Origin of the sequence: Variovorax sp. HW608, assembly GCF_900090195.1 — a bacterium.
In the GTDB taxonomy this organism is placed as follows: domain Bacteria; phylum Pseudomonadota; class Gammaproteobacteria; order Burkholderiales; family Burkholderiaceae_C; genus Variovorax.
This window is the reverse complement of sequence record NZ_LT607803.1, coordinates 345,725-361,065: the sequence shown is the minus strand read 5'-3', so window position 1 is coordinate 361,065 and position 15,341 is coordinate 345,725. Positions and strand designations below refer to the sequence as shown.

17 protein-coding genes and 1 pseudogene are annotated in these 15,341 nt (G+C 63.6%); 10 read left to right on the top strand and 8 right to left on the bottom strand.

What is annotated here, in order from left to right:
• A complete protein-coding gene (locus VAR608DRAFT_RS01610; RefSeq protein WP_231973120.1) occupies positions 1-1,272 on the bottom strand; it encodes a ParA family protein in 1,272 nt (423 codons plus the stop codon).
• Between the two features lie 553 nt (positions 1,273-1,825).
• Here VAR608DRAFT_RS01610 and VAR608DRAFT_RS01605 point away from each other — a divergent pair.
• Together VAR608DRAFT_RS01605 and VAR608DRAFT_RS01600 are read left to right on the top strand one after the other, a co-directional pair.
• Complete coding sequence (locus VAR608DRAFT_RS01605) at positions 1,826-3,172, top strand: RepB family plasmid replication initiator protein (RefSeq protein WP_088952476.1); 1,347 nt, start codon at positions 1,826-1,828, stop codon at positions 3,170-3,172.
• 147 nt (positions 3,173-3,319) lie between these two features.
• Entirely contained in the window at positions 3,320-3,550 is a 231-nt protein-coding gene (locus VAR608DRAFT_RS01600) for a hypothetical protein (RefSeq protein WP_157730550.1), read from the top strand.
• Positions 3,551-3,769: 219 nt separating this feature from the next.
• Here the strand turns inward: VAR608DRAFT_RS01600 and VAR608DRAFT_RS01595 are convergent, their stop codons facing one another.
• From VAR608DRAFT_RS01595 to istA, 5 genes are all read right to left on the bottom strand, one after another.
• Positions 3,770-3,997, bottom strand: coding sequence for a hypothetical protein (locus VAR608DRAFT_RS01595; RefSeq protein WP_088952474.1), 228 nt, complete (start codon positions 3,995-3,997; stop codon positions 3,770-3,772).
• Positions 3,998-4,452: 455 nt separating this feature from the next.
• On the bottom strand, positions 4,453-4,776 hold the full coding sequence (locus tag VAR608DRAFT_RS01590) for a hypothetical protein (RefSeq protein WP_088952473.1): 324 nt from the start codon (positions 4,774-4,776) through the stop codon (positions 4,453-4,455).
• A gap of 403 nt (positions 4,777-5,179) precedes the next feature.
• A complete protein-coding gene (locus tag VAR608DRAFT_RS01585; RefSeq protein ID WP_088952472.1) occupies positions 5,180-5,461 on the bottom strand; it encodes a hypothetical protein in 282 nt (93 codons plus the stop codon).
• Between the two features lie 273 nt (positions 5,462-5,734).
• On the bottom strand, positions 5,735-6,535 hold the full coding sequence (istB, locus tag VAR608DRAFT_RS01580) for an IS21-like element helper ATPase IstB (protein ID WP_088952471.1): 801 nt from the start codon (positions 6,533-6,535) through the stop codon (positions 5,735-5,737).
• Positions 6,528-8,042: an IS21 family transposase gene (gene istA, locus VAR608DRAFT_RS01575; RefSeq protein WP_088958544.1), complete on the bottom strand. Its 1,515-nt coding sequence runs from the start codon at positions 8,040-8,042 to the stop codon at positions 6,528-6,530. Before istA ends, istB begins: the two co-directional genes overlap by 8 nt.
• 115 nt (positions 8,043-8,157) lie before the next feature.
• On the opposite strand from istA, the pseudogene VAR608DRAFT_RS01570 reads away from it, so the two are divergent.
• A pseudogene (locus tag VAR608DRAFT_RS01570) lies at positions 8,158-8,592 on the top strand (DUF932 domain-containing protein); the annotation flags it as partial.
• 136 nt (positions 8,593-8,728) lie between these two features.
• Positions 8,729-9,196, top strand: coding sequence for a single-stranded DNA-binding protein (locus VAR608DRAFT_RS01565; protein ID WP_088952469.1), 468 nt, complete (start codon positions 8,729-8,731; stop codon positions 9,194-9,196).
• A 240-nt stretch (positions 9,197-9,436) separates the two neighbouring features.
• Here VAR608DRAFT_RS01565 and VAR608DRAFT_RS01560 read toward each other — a convergent pair whose 3' ends face one another.
• Positions 9,437-9,637: a hypothetical protein gene (locus tag VAR608DRAFT_RS01560; RefSeq protein ID WP_088952468.1), complete on the bottom strand. Its 201-nt coding sequence runs from the start codon at positions 9,635-9,637 to the stop codon at positions 9,437-9,439.
• Between the two features lie 481 nt (positions 9,638-10,118).
• A complete protein-coding gene (locus VAR608DRAFT_RS36635) occupies positions 10,119-10,265 on the bottom strand; it encodes a hypothetical protein (protein ID WP_157730549.1) in 147 nt (48 codons plus the stop codon).
• A gap of 66 nt (positions 10,266-10,331) precedes the next feature.
• On the opposite strand from VAR608DRAFT_RS36635, the gene VAR608DRAFT_RS01555 reads away from it, so the two are divergent.
• From VAR608DRAFT_RS01555 to VAR608DRAFT_RS01535, 6 genes are all read left to right on the top strand, one after another.
• Positions 10,332-10,925 carry a phospholipase D family protein gene (locus VAR608DRAFT_RS01555; RefSeq protein WP_443082910.1) on the top strand — a complete coding sequence of 198 codons (594 nt, stop codon included), beginning with the start codon at positions 10,332-10,334 and terminating at the stop codon, positions 10,923-10,925.
• Positions 10,926-11,061: 136 nt separating this feature from the next.
• Positions 11,062-11,328: a hypothetical protein gene (locus tag VAR608DRAFT_RS01550; protein WP_088952467.1), complete on the top strand. Its 267-nt coding sequence runs from the start codon at positions 11,062-11,064 to the stop codon at positions 11,326-11,328.
• A gap of 68 nt (positions 11,329-11,396) precedes the next feature.
• Positions 11,397-11,534 (top strand): hypothetical protein, encoded by a 138-nt coding sequence (locus tag VAR608DRAFT_RS36630; protein ID WP_157730548.1) that lies wholly within the window; start codon positions 11,397-11,399, stop codon positions 11,532-11,534.
• A gap of 14 nt (positions 11,535-11,548) precedes the next feature.
• The gene (locus tag VAR608DRAFT_RS01545; protein ID WP_088952466.1) at positions 11,549-11,788 is read left to right on the top strand and encodes a hypothetical protein; all 240 of its coding nucleotides are present in this window, start codon (positions 11,549-11,551) and stop codon (positions 11,786-11,788) included.
• A gap of 219 nt (positions 11,789-12,007) precedes the next feature.
• Positions 12,008-13,270, top strand: a complete 1,263-nt coding sequence (locus tag VAR608DRAFT_RS01540; RefSeq protein WP_088958542.1) for a replication initiation protein — start codon at positions 12,008-12,010, stop codon at positions 13,268-13,270.
• A 267-nt stretch (positions 13,271-13,537) separates the two neighbouring features.
• Positions 13,538-15,340, top strand: a complete 1,803-nt coding sequence (locus tag VAR608DRAFT_RS01535) for a type IV secretion system DNA-binding domain-containing protein (protein WP_197700450.1) — start codon at positions 13,538-13,540, stop codon at positions 15,338-15,340.
• Position 15,341: the final 1 nt, after the last annotated feature.

Sequence of the window (15,341 nt, the reverse complement as noted above, 5' to 3'; positions counted from 1 at the left end):
TCAGACCGCCGTTTCCAGAATCTGTCGCTCAGCCACCTGCCGCGCCCATACCGCTTCAATCTGCTGCTCGACCAGTTCGCACATACGGTCGTAGGCCACGCGCGCACGCGAGAAGGTCTTCGAGTTCACCGAGCCCCGGGGCAGGTCGTAGACAGTTCCGAACTCGGCACTCGCGGTAGCGGCAACGGACGTCTTGGGGATCTCGATTGGCAGGACCTTGTCGCCATAACCTTCCAGGATCCACTGGCGAACGACCGAACTGGCGGTGTCCGAAGGTTCAACACGCGAGAGCAGCACGTCGATGAATTCGAAACTCTTGTCCTTGCCGCGGCTGCGCACGAGCTGGTTGCACAGGTCGGAGAACAGGTCCCAGAACTGGGCGGAACTCGAGAAGTCCAGGGCCGAAGGAGGCAGGGGCATGATCACTCCATCGGCCGCCATCAGCGCATTGATCGTCACATAGCTCAACGAAGGCGGGGTGTCGATCACGATGGCGTCATACTTTTCCCGCGTCAGGTCCAGCCCGCGGTCCAGCACCCGCCAGAATTCGAAGCCAGGATCCCGGGCCTGGCGCGCAGGCAGATGGAACTCGGCGCCGTAGAGCAGGGGAGCAGCGCACACTAAATCGATGTTGGGCCAGTATGTGGGTCGAATGGCGTATTCGAGATCGTCCTTCTCCCCGGTGAACAAGGGCATGGCTGTATGTTCGGTCTCCACCTCAGCGTCGGGAAGTACACCGAACAGCGTTGTGGCCGAACCCTGGGGATCGAGGTCGACAAGGAGCACCTTGTGGCCGCGCATCGACAGGCCTTGGGCAAGGGTCACTGCAGAGGTCGTCTTGGCGACGCCCCCTTTGAAGTTGGCCACGGTGATCGTGATGCCCGCGGCCCCTTCGGGACGCAGGTGCGAGGCCCGCAGTTCCCGAGCCCAGACCTGGGACTCCGCCATGGTCCACTCACGGCTGTTGCCATGGATCTCGCCTCCGGGCAGATCTCCGCGGGAGAGGCGATAGGAGATCTTGGACTTGTCGACCCCGCAAAGTTCCGCCAGTTGCACTGCCTTCAGGGTTGGTGCAGTCTTCGCGGCTGTAGGCGCCAGCATGGCGAACCGGATCCGCTCCATCATCCCAGCGACCTTGTGAGCCTGGTGCTCGATATCCTCAAGGTTCTGCCGCCGGATGGTTCCTTTAATGTCCACGATATCTGCCCTTGGAAGTTTCGATGTCGTGCGATTATGCCCATCACCTTCGAAAAATCGAAGAATCGGCTGCACATCTGCAGGCTCGTTGACGTCCGCGCGCGCTCTTCAGGGCGTTCTTTTGTCCAAGATCCCCCGAGATTAAGAAGAAGACTTGAATACCTTAAATAGATTAAAGCCTTCTGCCAAGTCAAATTTATCCTTATAAATCATAGACTTATGGAAAGAATGCGGCTCGAAGTGTCCAGGTCCCAATCGCTTGCGTCCAGGTTTTGATCGAAACCGTACAGGTTCTCATCGGAAGGTGTCCGGACGCTGATCGGAGGACGAAAGATATCCACAACACGTCTTCGGGAGTCGGGAAAGTGCCCCCGAAGTGCCTCAAGTGCCCAATGTCCAGGTCCTAATCGGTCAAAAAGTGGTGTCGGAAGCGTTCTGGAAAACGAACTGTCCGGGTTTTGATCGGTCCGCCAGCGTCGGCTCCAGGGACACGACAAGCGAAATGTCCAGCTTCTGATCGCCCCGGGCTTGGCCAAGCGCCCGTGTCTTACGTGTTCGATCCACGAGCCTGCGCCCTCAGGGAAGTCATCTTGTGTCCAAATATGATTGGACATACGATCAATCCGTCATGAGCGCGTTGAAAAACACCCAGATCACAGGTTCCGAAGAACCACTCGAACTTCGCAAGCCGCACGAGATGATCGTGATGATGCCGCGCTCCGCCCGCGTGACGCTCACAGGCAGGCGCATCTACACCGCACTGCTGCAGATTGCGCAGACGCGCCTGGTGCCGATGCCGACGATGCCGGCGGCCGATTTCATGTTTGAGGCGCCCCTGGCGGCCGTCTTGCGCACCACGGGGTCCAGCGGCAGCGAGCGAACGGCTGCCAAACGCTATCTCCTCGAGATGCGCAGCCTGGAGGTCGACTGGGAGTCGACGGCCCCAGGAGACGGCGTCAAGTGGCGCGGATTCTCGATGTTGTCTGAAGTGGCGCTGGAGGTGCGACGAGGCGAGAACTGGGTCAGCTGGTCCTATCCGCCGACCATCATGTCTGCACTGCGCGAGCCGCAACGCTGGGCAACGATTGACCTCGAGGTGCTGGGCAAGCTGGGGTCCTATACGGCGGTCGCGCTGTATGAGATCTGCGTACGCTATCGGGACAATCCCAGCGGGGTGACGAGCCGCAAGCCGGTGGCTTGGTGGGTCGACGCCTTGAGCAATGGCCCGGGGCCCGAGCGGCGCGAGTGGCGCAAGTTCAAGAACGAGCGCGTCAAGGATGCGGTGCTGGAAATCAACACGGAGACGGAACTCGAAATCGAGTTGATCGAGCACAAGCAGGGAAGGACGATCAACGAGGTGCAGTTCGCCGTGCGGAAGAAGAGGGTGGCTGTTTTGCCGCAGCCAGCCGCAGCAGAGCCGGTGGATGCGAACCTGATCTTTCGCGCTGAGACCTTGGGAATCCGAGAGATCAAGCTGGAAGGGTTGATCAAGGAGTTCGGAGACGATCGCGTGCGAGAGCAGATCGCTGTGCTGGAGCGGCGGGCGGCCAGCAAGAATCTGCGTTCGATCGAGAACGCCTTTTCCTATCTTCGGTCCCTGCTTCGAAACGGTTCGGAGGAGGTTGAGCCGCCTGCGATTGCGCCTGCTTCCCCATCCGTCCAGGAGGAGCCACCAACGCGACCGGCGCAACCTCTGGCGAGCGACAAGTCCAGCTGGTTGCGCGAGCGCATCGAGGTGATGAAGCAGGAGGTCGCTGCGCTGGATGCGACCACGCTGCAGAAATGGGTCAACCAGGCCCTCCAGGACTTGGCGAGAAAGGGCGCGCTGAATGCGGTCATCAGCCGGCGCGCAGCGCAGGGAGACGTTCTCCATGGGCTGCTCGGCTCCGCGGTGATCTACGCATATGCGGATGCAACCTACGGGCCGGACTGGAAGGTCGATCGGCAGTTGTTTGATCTGGAGGCGGGAAAGTAGGGGGAGGGCGGCCGACCCCATTTATTTTTCGCGCATGGCGTCGTCCTTCGTCCAATGACCCTTCACGGCCGGATGCCTGCCGCAAATCTCACGAACGCACCAGGTTCCTTGCAACACGCGCGGCCCGAATTGATGGAGACTCGGAGCGTGGATAGCAGTGATGTTGTCATCGACGAAAGTGGTCGCGAGTTCGCCGAAGCTTCGGACGTCGCCGTGGTGCCGAGCGATCCGGAAAGCCTCGCTGACTTCGCGCGCAAGATCAGACTTGAGGAAATTGCGGGACGACAGCGCTTCAGGCAACACGTCGCTGTGGCGGTCATTTTCGCGATGGCCGCGCTGACATTGGTCTTGATCGTGCAGGTCGGTTCATCGTCCTGATTCCGTTTGGCGTGCGGGGGCCGCGATATCGCTGTCCTGTGCATGATGCGGGGTCAGGCCGACAGATCAGGGTCGCGGGAGGGCAGGGCGCGCGGACCGGCGATTGCGAGGCTGAGGCAGATTCGCAGACCGGTGACACACCTTCGGCGTGCGGAGGCTTCGCGGGCTGAAATGAGGCATCGCGTCAAGCTCGAGTCCTGCACGACACGCCGACGCGAATCAGTCCCAGAAACGCCACCAGGGACGCTGGGTGATCGCGTGTATGGGCATGGTGTCGATGAACTGGGCCGGACCAGTGTGCAACGCTTCGCGGCGGCGCAACTCCCGTTCGAGCTCATGTGCCACGCCATAGGCGTCGCGGTTGCCATGCAGCGCCTCCCGGCGCTTTTCCCATGCAAGCTTGGCCAGTGCACTGTCGCTGAGAATCGAAACGTCTGCGGATTCCATGGTTGTCGTTGGAAGAGGGCCGGACCGAGAGCAATATTTGGGCACGGGCAGCAGCGAGATGAGGGCCGCCGGTCGCCTCGCGCCGGCCGCCCAGCGCGTTGGTCGCGATTCAAACCATGGCGCGCCTGGCGGCCGCGAGAAACGAGTATAGAGGCTTCACTGGATTTTCATCCAGTGATTGCTTGCCCGCGACTGCCGCGCACTTTCGCGCAGCGCATCGAGGTTGCCTCGCTCTTCTCGTGGACTGTGCAGCCGCGCGTTGCCCTCGACCGGCTACGCTCGCAAGGGGGTGTCCATAACGCTTGCGGTTACGAGCGATTTCCCTTGGCTGGCCATCCTGTCCGTTTGCGTCCGTTGGCGCGCGGTTTGAGCAGAACAAACATCGACGGCTACAACCTCCACTACTCGCGCCGCAGGGCACGCCCTTACGTGCGCACCGGCGCGGCTCGTCGGGCTCAATGGCCGTTCGCCCTTCTCAGCCGCGCCAGTCGCTCGGCTTCCTCTGACTCGCGCAAGCCTTTGGCCGCACGTTCGGCTACGTACTCCGCATACAGGATGTCGACCTGGTGGCGCCAGGCCGCTTCGGCTGCGCTGCCTTGGTTGACGGTCTGCAACGGGCGCCCGCTATCGTTGCTGCGTGCCTGGCCTTGCTGTGCCATCAACGGTTCAGCGTGCGGGGATGGCGCGGGGGAGGGCGGCACGGTCACGCCGACGCGCGCCAGGATCTGGGCCTTGTGTCTGGCGCTGAGCACCGCGCGACTGCGGTGGTTTCCCTGCATCGATCTCGTCCTTGTTCCGCGATCTTCGTTTCAGCGTAGACCGGTCGCAGGTCGCCTTCATTGGTGAAGATGCCATTGCGCCGAGTTGGGACGGGACGCTGAATAGGAGTTTGTGCCGCGGGAAGCGGCAGCGGTGTTCCCCACCGGCGCGGCCTCGGTCTCTACTATTCGATCTTGCATCCTCGCGGCGCGCGGCGGCATAACTGGGCCATGCGGTACTCGCCTGCTCGCTCCGGTCCGGGCCGCCCCACGAGGGTGAAAGCGCTGCCCGCGCGTCACCAGTTCGGTGATCGCTCCTTCCTTCCGCGCCGCGGGGTCGAGCCGACGGCGCGAGACGAGGCACGGCCGCAGGTCGCACGCGAAGCCGAAGCACTGGCGTGCTTGGCTGCGTGATCATTCTCCATCAAGCGCGTCGGGTCGGCGATCTGCGTCGCATCACCTCATCCGCTTCGCGCAGGCTCGTCTCGGGGCGTCGCGCGACGTACCGCTCGAACAGCTCGTTGATGGCGAGCGCATGCGTCTTGGCCGCAAGCGCTCGGGCCTCGGCGTTGACCGGGCCCGTGGACGGAGACTCGCCAGGGCGCTCCCGCCGATCCGATGGGAATCGCGATGCATCGTGTTCCCACTCGGGAACCGTGATTCCCGCGGCGCGAAGGATGGCTTCTTTTTGATCCTGGGTGAGCATTGCGCTTCACCTCCTGCTTCTACAGTTGCCTTGTTCCAGTATGCGCGCTCACCGCGCGTGAGGAACATCGTTCAAACGACATAGGTGTCGGCGCCGGTTGAACTTTGACCCACCCTGCCGGTTGAACTTTGACCCGGGGACGGAAGCCGGCATCGTTGATGCCGACTGTGGACAACTGTAGCGCTTTCCTCCTTTTTCACTTGCTTGTTGATGTTCGGCCTTATAGGGCGCGAAGGGCGAAGCCCGCAGCGCCCTGTCCCTGCATGCGGTTGATCAGGCGAGGTCGTTGGGTGGCACTTTGGCCTCCTTGCGCTCCTGCTCGCGAGCCCGGATGCGCCTCTTCGTGTTGGCTGTGGCGTGCGTGATGCGGTAGCTCTCGTTTCCCGTCTCCACGATGTGGCAGTGGTGTGTCAGCCGGTCCAGCAATGCAGTGGTCATCTTCGGATCCACGAACACGCTGGACCACTCGGCGAAGTCCAGGTTGGTCGTCACCACCACGCTGGTGTGCTCGTAGAGCTTGGACAGCAGGTGGAACAGCAGCGCCCCGCCGGCCTGGCTGAAGGGCAGGTACCCCATCTCGTCCAACACGACCGCGTCCAGGCGCAGCATGCTCGCGGCAATGCGCCCGGCCTTGCCCTGGGCCTTCTCCTGCTCCAGGGCGTTGACCAGGTCGACCGTCGAGTAGAAGCGCACGCGCTTGCCATGCTGCGTGATGCCCGCCACGCCGATGGCGGTTGCCAAGTGGCTTTTCCCCGTGCCGGGCCCACCCACCAACACCACGTTGTGCGCCTCATCGGTAAAGGTCATTTCCGCCAGTTGAAGCACCAGCTTGCGGTCCACCGGCGAGACCTCGAAGTCGAACCCCGCGAGATCACGATGCACCGGGAACTTTGCCGCGTTCAGCTGGTGACTCACCGAGCGCGTGGCGCGCTCGATCGTCTCGGCACGCAGCATCTGCTCAACGAGCCAGCGCGATCGCTCCACCTCGGCGTTGTTCTGCTCAATCAGATCGGCCCAGGTCCCGGCCATGCCGTGCAGACGAAGCGCCTTGAGCTCGGCAATGACGTCACGCATGGTCGGCCTCCTGGATGTCGCGCAGCCGGTCGTAGCGGGCCGTGTCGGCGATCGGCGGCGTCAGCACCTGCAACGACGTGTGCACGTTGGCCGGCCGCGGCGCCGCGTTCAAACGCGCGAGCACGTTGATGACGTGCTCCACGCTCACGCGCCCGGACGGAGGCGCACCGTCCAGTGCCAACTCCACGGCCACCAGCACCGCCTCCAGCCCGGCCGTCGGCACCAGCGCCAGTACCCGGGCCATCAGGCGGTCGCCGCCGCTCTCGCGCAACAGCGCGCGGCGCAGCCGCTGCAAGGATTCCGGCAGGTCCGTGAACGGCGCACCGTTGCGCAGCGCCCCTGGCTTCCTCTGAACCAGCGGGATGTAGTGCTGCCAGTCGTAGCGCGTCTTGCCCTTGTCCGTCAGCCGCTCGTGCTCGGCCACGACGACGTCGCCAGCCACCACCGTCACGCGCGTCGGATACAGGTGCGTGCTGACCATCTGTCCGGCCAACTCGCACGGCACCGAGTAGCGGTTGCGCGCCACCGACACCAGGCAGGTGCTGCTGACCCGGGCCACCTCCTCGACGTAGCCGTCGAAGGCGGCGGGCATCGGCATCAACTGCACCCGTTCGTGCTCGAGCATCTCGGCCACGCTGAACTGCTTGTGCTCGGGATGCCGGATCTCTTCCCACAGCGCCCGGCAGCGCTCGCCTAGCCAGGCGTTGAGTTCGTCCAGACTCGCGAAGCGCCGCTCGCGAGCCTCGATCCAGATGCGCCGGCGGCTGTCCTGAACGTTCTTCTCCACCACACCCTTCTCCCAGCCCGAGGCCACGTTGCAGAAGTCCGGGTCGTACAGGTAGTGCGCGCACATCACCGAGAAACGCGCGTTGACGGTGCGGCCCTTGCCCTTGTGGACCTTGTCCACGGCCGTGCGCATGTTGTCGTAGATCCCCCGGCGCGCCACCCCGCCCAGCGCCGCGAAGGACCGGGTATGCGCATCGAACAACATCTCGTGCCCCTGGCTCGGATACGCCACCAGGAAGAACGCTCGGCTCGCGCACAGCTTCATGTGGGCGACCTGCAGCTTGCGGTAGATCCCCCCGATCACCAGCGCCTCCTCGCTCCAATCGAACTGGAACGCCTCGCCCAGCTCGAAGGCCAGCGGCACGAACGCCTTGCCCACCGCAACGCCGCCTTGGCTAGCGCGCCAGGCACGAATGAAGTCGGTCAATTGGGTGTAGCCGCCTTCGTAGCCGGCTTCGGCAATCTGCTGCAGCAGCGCCCGCGCAGTTCGCCGTTCCTTCTTGGGACGGCGCGCATCGGCCAGCAACGCCATCTTCACCGTCTCGACGAAGGGCGTCAGCTTCGTCGGCGTCACGCGGCGCTCGTACTTCGGCACCTGCGCCACCGGCGCTCGCAGGTACTTCCTCACCGTGTTGCGCGACAGGCTCGTCGCCCTCGCAATCTCCCGCACCGATTTGTTCTCGCGGTGGTGCATCCGCAGGACCTTGCCAATCATGGCCATGGTGATCAATCCTCATACCCCCACCGCTTAAAAAAGCAGCAGGGTAGGCTGAACACCCGGGTCAAATTTGAACCGGCACAACCCTCACAAGTGGGTCAAATTTCGGCCGGCGCCAACAATCGAAGATGTCCGGATTCGTCATTCGGGCGAGATCGTGGACAACGTCATCGAAGGTGCTTTCCGGGTCCTGGATGGATTCGACGAAGTGCGCGAGAAGCGCGAAGGGTTGCGCGCGGTCACGCTGGAACCGGTCGAGGCCGAAATCTTCGCGCGGTCAGCACTGGCATTGAAGTACGAATCCGATCCCACGGCGCCGGCACCGATCACGGAAGCGCAGGTTCTTGCGCCACGGAGGATCTCCGACTGCAAGCCGGATCTCTGGAGCACTTTCAATCGCGTGCAGGAAAACCTGGTCCGTGGGGGCTTGGCGGCAAGAACCAGCAACGGGCGCCGGCAGCGCACGCGCGAGGTTCGGGGCATCGATCAGAACATCAAGGTCAACCGGGCCCTCTGGATGCTGGCCGAGGAGATGAAGCGACTGAAGGGCTGATCCTCCAAAGCGAAGCCCGGGCGCTGTGGGTGGCCCGCCCGGGCTTCTGACCACGGCATCCGATGAGGAGAGCCAAACGCAGTGGCTGCTCAGGATCGTATAGGGCAAGCGCCCGCGAAAGAAGGACAAAACGCATATGAATCGACAACAACTGATTGGCCGCCTCGGCCGCGCTCCCGACGTCAGGGAGACCGCTCGCGGTCTCGTCGTCACCTTGAGCATCGCGACAAACGAGTATTGGCGCGACCGCGAATCGGGCGAGATGCGCTCGCACACCGAGTGGCACACGTGCGTGTGCTTCGACCGGCTGGCGGAGGTGGCGCGCGATCACCTGCAGAAGGGCGATGAGGTCTTTGTCGAAGGGAAGTCGCGGTCGTCCAGGTGGACGGACAAGGATGGCGTTGAACGCATGGAGCGCGAGATGCGCGTGGAAGAAATGCGGATGCTCAGACGCTCGCATGTGGATGCGATCGCGTCGGCCGTGAGGATGCTGGAGTCGATCGAGGGTCTTGCGCAGAAGATGAAACGTGGCGAGGCGGAGTGCGATGTGGGCACCTTGGCCAGCATGATCGCGCGGGTGCGGGGGGAGCTGACGAGGGAGTGAGCGCACCGGCCTTCGGCGCTAGGGCAGGGCGTTTGCGCGAGCCCAAGAAGCAGCCCGCCAGAGGCAGGCTGAACAGTGTGCTGTGACGCGATGAGGAGCAGGTGCCACAACAACAGTATTGATCTTCTGCCAGCGTCAAGGGGTGAACACCTTTTGACGGCAATGGCCGCCGACTAATCGGCCAACTATTGCGAAGACGGCGAGGAACATCAGCAAGCGTCCTCCACTTGCGCTCCAACGTCAGTTCAGGGTGTTGAGTCGCCGGGCGCGCGAATCGATCCTGGCTTCCACGAGCGCAGCCGCAGTCTGGGCCGTGACCCTGCGCTGGATTTCCCGCTTGTCGAGCATCGACTCGAAGATCAATCGACTGGCTCCGAGCGCACCGTTTCCGCCATCCTTCGCGGCCACGCCGATGCCTTTGGGCAGTCGGCGCCAGATCATGCTGGATCTGTCCCTCGATTGCCGACCTCGCGTCGACATTCCGCAGTGGGATCGAACGGGGTCGCGGGGTCAGGACCGGTCGGCTCCCCTCGACTTGCGGACCCGACTGGATCGCTATGAGACAGCGGCGCTTTGACTTTGCTCCGCTTCCGGTACCTGCTGAGATAGCTCTTGAGCGTTCCTCCTGTCAGCTCTAGGCCGCCGTCGTTCAGAGTACGCGCAATATCGGCAATGCGCACGCCCTCGGCGAGCTTCTGCTCGATAACGGGTAGGACATCGCGCAGTCGCGCGGCCTTGGTCTGGGGTTCCAATGCCAACACGGCTGTGACGAGATCCTGTTTTGATGATGTTCTATCTACCGACAACTTGTTTGCCCTTTCCACAGCCGCTTCAATGCGATCTGGGTTCTATTGGTTTGCCCTCGCGATGCAAGAGCCTTCTGATTTGCTTCGGTGACCGCACCTTCGTCCCCGTGGGTCACCTATGCCGATTCGGCGATGACCAACGCCGGCGACAGCGTGCCGCCGCCGACGACGACGGAGTTGCCGGTCAAGGTCCAGCTCTCGACGCCGGCACCCTCTGCCACGCCGAGCAAGACCGCCGCCCCGACTGAGGTGCGACGGGACACCCCCTCCTTCGTTCAGTTCGTGAACTGAGCGCCGGCAGATACCCAACCCTCTTTGGAGAGAACAGCTTGAATACCTTCATTGCATCCCTTGGACGAATCCTCACCGCAGCCACGCTGGCCGCACTCACCATCCCGGCGGCCGCCCGCGTGCCGGCCAGCGCGCCGCTCGACGCGCCCGTTGCGGCTCCATCGATCGAGGTCGCTTTCTCGCCGGACGCAGGCGCCGAGGCCCTGGTGCTCAAAGCGATCGCCATGGCGAGATCGTCCATCCGCCTGGCAGCCTACAGCTTCACTTCCCCGCCTGTGGTGAGCGCTCTGCTGGCCGCCCGGCGGCGCGGCGTCGATGTGGCCGTCGTGGTCGACTACAAGAACAACCTGGTCGAAGCCCGTTCGAACGCAGCGCGCGAGGCGCTCAACCTTCTGGCGAATGCGGGCATCCCCGCGCGCACGGTAAGCGCCTACCCGATCCATCACGACAAGTTCATCGTGGTCGACGGGCTCCACGTCGAAACAGGCAGCTTCAACTACACGGCGGCCGCCGCCAAACGCAACAGCGAGAACGTGCTCGTGGTCTGGAACGACCCGGCGCTCGCTGGAAAGTACATCGCGCACTGGCAAAGCCGTTGGTCGCAAGGCCAGCCGTACCGCTCGACGTACTGAGGAGGCGCATGAGTTCGATCTTCATCCGCCAGCGTCTGCGGCCCTTGCTCGCCTGGGTCTGCGCGGCCGGGGTGTTCGGCTCGGCGTGGGCTGCCCAGCCGCTCCTGCCCGCCAAGGCTGGCGCCGCTCGCAATTCATGGTCTCGGCGGTGCTCAAGCGCCAGAACGCCGATTCGGTCATCAAGTTGATCCATGCCTACACGCTCGCAAAGGACGAAGACGACGCAACAGCCATCCTGCGCACCCGCGTGAAAAGCGAGTTCGCCGGTTATGTCGTTGTCGATGTCCTTGCCTCTGAGATCGAAGCCGGCGGGTCCATGTGCCGCAGTGGCACTCATTGGGCTACCAACACGTGGTCATCGGCTCCACGCACCGGAAACCAAACCAATTCGGCACAGAAATGAACCAGATTCCGGCAGCTCCCACGAGTGCCTTTTTTTGGCGAGGCCAGCCCAGCATCGTAGGCGCTGAAATGCGCAAGGCCGCGTCCAACAACGCCATTGCCGGCAAGGCCCACAGCACCAGGAAGTTCAGCCCTCCCATCGAGGGCCGAGCCGAGGCGCAGCGTGCAGCCGACAAGCGTGCCGCGCTCCTGCGCGGCGGCATCTGAACAGCGAGTCAGAGATGAGCGAATCAATCAACGAGGTCCAGGCGGCGATCAATGAAACCCTGAGCTCGCCATCGAGCAGCGACTGGATCAAGCGCGGCCTGTCAATGGCGCTGGATCGCGATCCAGTGGACGCCGCGCACGACGCCGATCGCCTGGCCGACCTTCTCGGTCGGCGGTGTATCGCGGTGCTCCAGTCGAGCCTGGAGATGGATGCCCCTGCGCGCCGGTCGGATCTGACGCGCCACGCGCAATGACTTTCATCGTGCCAAGGACCACAAAACAAAAAGCCCGCTTTGCAGAGCGGGCTGATTGCGAGATCCGCGAACTAGGCGGACCTCTCGGTTTCTTGGCTATCTCTTCGAATCTTCGAGGAACCTCGGAGCACTTAAACCGGCTAGGAAGCGCCGTGAGTATAGGTGTTCTGGTCCTCGAAGTGCAAGTGCGCGAACAGATCGCGCCACACCTTCGAGAACATGGCCTATACCGCTCAACAAAACGCCACAGACCCGGCACACCAGCAGCGCTGGAGCGTTGACGGACGCAATCCTCGGCCCGGCACCGCGCTTCATCGGATGTTGGTGGAAGCGCCCTACTTCCCAAGGTGCTCGGACGACAAGACCGCCACACGCGTGCGGCCGCGCGAATACGCCGTACGCTACCCTTACATGCAGGTCAACCGGCCGGGCATGGTCAGCTGGCTGATCTTCGATCTGGATCACGCTGAGGCCTTCAGGTGGCAGGACGCCGGACTGCCGGCGCCGAACCTGATCGTTTTCAACCGGCACAGCCGGCATTCCCATCTCTACTATGCGATCGAGCCGGTGTGCACGACCGAGCGCGCCCGATCGGCGCCGATCGCCTACATGCGCGCGATCTACGATGCCTTCGCCGAGCGCCTGCAGGCGGACCGGGCCTTTCGAAGCGGACCGGTGGCCAAGACGCCCGGTCATCCGTGGTGGGAGACCATCGAACTGCATGCCACGGTGTATGGCCTCGCCAAGCTGGCCGATCACGTGGAGCTGGCCGGGCGCACGCCGTGGCCCAAACCGGCACCGATCGAAAAGCTCCGGCACTCGCGTCATTGCCTGCTTTTCGATGACCTGCGGCATCACGCCTACGCGATCGTCGGCCGCGAGCGCACGCATGGCAGCTTCGAGACGTTCTCGCGGCAGCTCGAGACCTATGCGCACCAAGCGAATCGCTACTCGACGCAGGGCTTCGCGAAGGATCTGCTGATGTCCAGCGTCAGGGCCACGGTCAGGTCGGTGGCGCGGTGGACCTGGGACCGCTACCACGGCACCGGCGGCCGTCGGCGCGGGGTCATGCAACTCGATCCGCGCGCGCCGCTCGCCGAGCGCCAACGGCGGGCGGCCGAGCGCACCCACGAGATCCGTCGATGCGCGACGGCCGCGAAGATCGTCGCCGCGTGCCGGCAGCTCCTGCAGCTCGCCAGACCCGTCACACAGGCGGCCATAGCAAGCGCTGCAGGCCTTTGCAGGCAGACGGTGGCCAGCTATGCCGAGCTCGTCGAAAAGGCGCTCATCGCGCAGTTGGTGGATGCCATCACGGCGCCCACGCGCCAAGCCCTGCGATTTGAAAGCAGCTCGCGATCGACCGCCGCGGTCGCTTCTCAGCTGCGCCTGCATGTCAACTTTGCTGTACATCAGGTAGCTTCGTCTTTCGGGCGTCCCATGCGAGCGCGATCCGCAGCGCCTCGCCATCGACAGAGGGAGTAGATGGCAGGCTTCCTGAAAGATTCCTTTCTTCGCAGAGGGGGGGTGAGCGCAGCGATGGTCAACCGGAGACGGTTGTCCACGGCCGGCTCGCTTTCTTTCTCGTTCGCGCTGCCGTCACGCGGCGGTGGGCAACCCGCGAAGCGTCCGGTTGTCCATCACTGCGCAGGGGGGGAGGCGTCCCCCCCTTTTTGTTCCACAGCGGCGCTTGCTTGACGCCTCGAAGGCCGAGGGTTCATGCTCGCTGCGATTTCTCAAGGGAGTTTTCACGTGCAAAGACACGAAGTCGAGAACGCCACCATGGCGTTTGGGGTTGCCCTGCCAATGGCGGGCTGGTGGTCTGGTGCCTACCTGGGCAATGTGCCCTTGTCTCCCTTCCCTCGTGCGCTGACCGAAGCGCTCAATCTCACGCCGCATCATCCCATCATCATGGGTGGGCTGCTCGCGGGCCTCGCCGCCGCTGCCGGCGTCGCGTACCTGCTTCATGAGTACGGCGACGACAAGTTCCGCGGCGCGCCCTACCGTCGCTGGATGCGCGGCTCGCGAATGGCGAACTGGCATGCCGTCCGTCGTCAGGTCCTCGCGGCCAATCGGCTCGAGAACAATCGCCGACGCAAGGCGAACCGCGAAGCGAAGCCTTTGCCGCCCATCATGGTCGGCCGGATGCCGATGCCCCTCCACCTTGAGAACCGGAACACGCTCATTTGCGCATCCGTAGGAGCTGGCAAATCCGTGGCGATGGAGGCCATGATCTTTTCAGCAGTGAGGCGCCGCGATCGCATGGCGGTGATCGATCCGAACGGGACCTTCTTCTCGAAATTCAGCTTCCCGGGCGACACGATCCTCAACCCGTTCGACAAGCGTTCGGCCGGCTGGACGATCTTCAACGAGATCCAGGGTGTGCATGACTTCAGCCGCATGGCCAAGAGCGTGATTCCCCCGCAGGTCGATCCCAATGACGAGCAGTGGTGCGCCTACACGCGCGACGTGCTCGCGGACACGATGCGCAAGCTGCACGAGACGGGCAATCCGGATCAGGAAACGCTCGTGAACCTGTTGGTGCGCGAGGACGGCGATGTCATCCGCGCCTTTCTCGCCAACACGGACTCACAGGGCTACTTCCGCGAGAACGCTGAGAAGGCGATCGCGTCGATCCAGTTCATGATGAACAAGTACGTACGGCCGCTGCGGTTCATGACCCGGGGACAGTTCTCGCTGCACAAGTGGGTGCACGACCCGAAGGCCGGCAACCTGTTCATCACGTGGCGCGAGGACATGCGCGCGGCCCAGCGCCCGCTCGTGGCGACCTGGATCGACACGATCTGCGCAACGATCCTGAGCAACGAGCCGATGACGGATACGCGGCTGTGGCTCTTCCTGGACGAGCTGGAGTCGCTGGGCAAGCTGGAGTCCTTCGTGCCGGCCGCGACCAAGGGCCGCAAGCATGGCTTGCGCATCGTGGGCAGCATCCAGGACTGGGCCCAGCTCGACGAGACCTACGGCAAGGACTCGGCGAAGACGCTACTCGCGTGCTTTCGCAACTACCTCATCTTCGGCGCTTCGAACGCGCTCAATGCCGACAAGGCGAGCGAGATCCTGGGCAAGCAGCATGTCGAGCGCATCAACGTCACCCAGACGGTCGGCAAAGGCGGTGGCGGCAGTCGTCAGCTGGTGGCCAGCCAGCCGGAACCCGTGGTCATGGACTCGGAGATCTCCAATCTCAAGGACCTGGACGGCTACGTGATGTTCGCGGAGGACTTCCCGATCGCGAAGATTCATGTGGCCTACCGCGAATACCCGCGCCGGGCGAATCCGATCGAGATCCTCGACGATGGCCTCTCGAACTCCAAGCCCGAGCCGGACATGTCCTCGACTCCGTCGGCGCCGACCGGCGCCGACGCCACCGAGCCGCCGCGCAGGCGCAAGGCAAGAACGGCGGCAAGAAGCTCAAGGCCGCGGGATGCGGAGTCGAACCCGACACTCGACCTTTTCTCAAGCGCGGACGGCCCGGAACCTTCGGCGCCGCCCATGGACATCAGCGATTGGGTCGCGCAAGAGGAAACGCGAACGTGAT

Excerpts from the sequence above, each read along its gene's own strand:
- VAR608DRAFT_RS01605 (WP_088952476.1), top strand. The coding sequence starts at position 1,826 with ATGAGCGCGTTGAAAAACACCCAGATCACAGGTTCCGAAGAACCACTC.
- VAR608DRAFT_RS01595 (WP_088952474.1), bottom strand. The coding sequence starts at position 3,997 with ATGGAATCCGCAGACGTTTCGATTCTCAGCGACAGTGCACTGGCCAAG.
- VAR608DRAFT_RS01590 (WP_088952473.1), bottom strand. The coding sequence starts at position 4,776 with ATGCAGGGAAACCACCGCAGTCGCGCGGTGCTCAGCGCCAGACACAAG.
- VAR608DRAFT_RS01585 (WP_088952472.1), bottom strand. The coding sequence starts at position 5,461 with ATGCTCACCCAGGATCAAAAAGAAGCCATCCTTCGCGCCGCGGGAATC.
- istB (WP_088952471.1), bottom strand. The coding sequence starts at position 6,535 with ATGCGTGACGTCATTGCCGAGCTCAAGGCGCTTCGTCTGCACGGCATG.
- istA (WP_088958544.1), bottom strand. The coding sequence starts at position 8,042 with ATGGCCATGATTGGCAAGGTCCTGCGGATGCACCACCGCGAGAACAAA.
- VAR608DRAFT_RS01565 (WP_088952469.1), top strand. The coding sequence starts at position 8,729 with ATGAATCGACAACAACTGATTGGCCGCCTCGGCCGCGCTCCCGACGTC.
- VAR608DRAFT_RS01560 (WP_088952468.1), bottom strand. The coding sequence starts at position 9,637 with ATGATCTGGCGCCGACTGCCCAAAGGCATCGGCGTGGCCGCGAAGGAT.
- VAR608DRAFT_RS01550 (WP_088952467.1), top strand. The coding sequence starts at position 11,062 with ATGGTCTCGGCGGTGCTCAAGCGCCAGAACGCCGATTCGGTCATCAAG.
- VAR608DRAFT_RS36630 (WP_157730548.1), top strand. The coding sequence starts at position 11,397 with ATGCGCAAGGCCGCGTCCAACAACGCCATTGCCGGCAAGGCCCACAGC.
- VAR608DRAFT_RS01545 (WP_088952466.1), top strand. The coding sequence starts at position 11,549 with ATGAGCGAATCAATCAACGAGGTCCAGGCGGCGATCAATGAAACCCTG.
- VAR608DRAFT_RS01540 (WP_088958542.1), top strand. The coding sequence starts at position 12,008 with ATGGCCTATACCGCTCAACAAAACGCCACAGACCCGGCACACCAGCAG.